This window comes from Succinatimonas hippei YIT 12066, from assembly GCF_000188195.1.
In the GTDB taxonomy this organism is placed as follows: domain Bacteria; phylum Pseudomonadota; class Gammaproteobacteria; order Enterobacterales; family Succinivibrionaceae; genus Succinatimonas; species Succinatimonas hippei.
On sequence record NZ_GL831061.1, the window covers coordinates 1 to 1,651 of the forward strand.

Sequence of the window (1,651 nt, forward strand, 5' to 3'; positions counted from 1 at the left end):
AAGAAGCACTCAAACCGCACGGGGATGATTTGCGCAGAGAAATCTAAAGACGATTTTACCTAGACTGTAAATTTCAAAGGGGAGAGCCGAAGAATAACGTTTTTATAAGCTATTTAATTAATTATTTAAATTTGACCATCATCTTGTCCATCATAAAAACATCATTGCTATATCTTTTTAATAGTTAAAATGATTTGTCATTTTGTTCGTATTTGTATATTTCGGGTGTTCCTATGTCTGCAAATAATAAAGTTATCGCAGGTGATTATGAAGGTCTTGTTATTATAGATAATACTATTTTGTCTGTAATTTTAGCAACAAAGCGCCAAGCTGCGGGGATAGATATTCCAGCTGATGAAAATGATATAGAAATTCCTTTAGACCTCAAACATATACAATCTTATAAAGTAGTTCCTTCAAAAGGTGATGATTCTCAATTAGTTGATGTTGTTTTTCGTGATGGGAAAAGAAGCTTAATTCAGCTTGATTCTATAGCGTATGAAGCTTTTATTAAGAAGAATTTTAATTTAGATTCCTATAAACAGCCAGAGAAGAAGCCAATTATTCTTGGTGAAATTGCTGAAGGGAAAGAGCAAAACTCTTCGAGTTCAAATAATTCTAATTTTGTTGATAACAAACAATTTATTGAAATTAGAAAAACAACAACTATTGGAAATGCAAAGATTTCGTCAAATTCCGATGATGCCGATCCTTTTTATAAAAAGGGCTGGTTTATTTTACTTGCATTACTTTTTATTTATCCTATTGGTTTGATTTTGTTATGGAAAAGCAGAAGATTTGCATTGGCTGGTAAAGTTCTTTGTAGTGTTTTCTTGTTTGTGTTGTGGTTACCTCTATTTATGATTGCTGTAATAGATAAGCCGACAAAGGTACAAACACAGACTCAAAACGATATTACAACAACTCAGGAACAACAAGAACAAAAACAAGAAGAAAAGAAAATAGATCTTGCTTCTAAAATTGCTGATGGTGCAATAGTTTCTTATACTCAAAAGGCTTTTCCTAAGACTTATAAGAAATGGGGCAAGCAAAATGTTGAAACCATGAATAAACTTATGCCAGAGTTTGCGTTATTAGTTGCAAGCTCTGACAAATGTGACATAGTTACAGAGGTAAATCTTTCGGATAATAGAAGCACTCCTAAAAAAGAAATGGTTTTTTGGGCTGGGTGTAAAAATGGTGAAAGATTTTATATGACAGATAACGATATAAAAAGTAAGGAAAAGCCTATATCAGATAGTGAATATTTAGCAGAAGGTCGCTTCAGCGGAAGATTTGAAACTGTATGTGCAGAAATCGCAAAACAATCTTTGACTCACCCAAGCACTTTTGATTATTCATCTTTTGGTGTCGATTATCATATGTCCCAAGCTGGTACAGTAGAGGTAATTTTACCGTTTGAAGCCAAAAACTCATTTAATTTAACCATAGGAATGGAAGCACGGTGTTATTTTGATAGTACAAGAGGTGTGTTTGATTTCAGTATTAAAGAAAGAAGATGATTAAAACAGATCATCTTTAATAATAACAAGTTGATTTAAATTAAATGAACCAATCCACTTATTTAACTGCTTTTGAAGTTTTATATTTGGGGCAGGAATATTAGTGGATTGTTTTTTGTTCACAATAG

Annotated in this window: 1 protein-coding gene; it reads left to right on the forward strand. The window is 32.2% G+C overall.

Going from position 1 to position 1,651, the window contains the following annotated elements; translation table 11 throughout:
- The first annotated feature begins 233 nt into the window (after nucleotides 1-233).
- Nucleotides 234-1,523, forward strand: a complete 1,290-nt coding sequence (locus HMPREF9444_RS08930; RefSeq protein ID WP_009144100.1) for a hypothetical protein — start codon at nucleotides 234-236, stop codon at nucleotides 1,521-1,523.
- The last annotated feature ends 128 nt before the right edge of the window (nucleotides 1,524-1,651 follow it).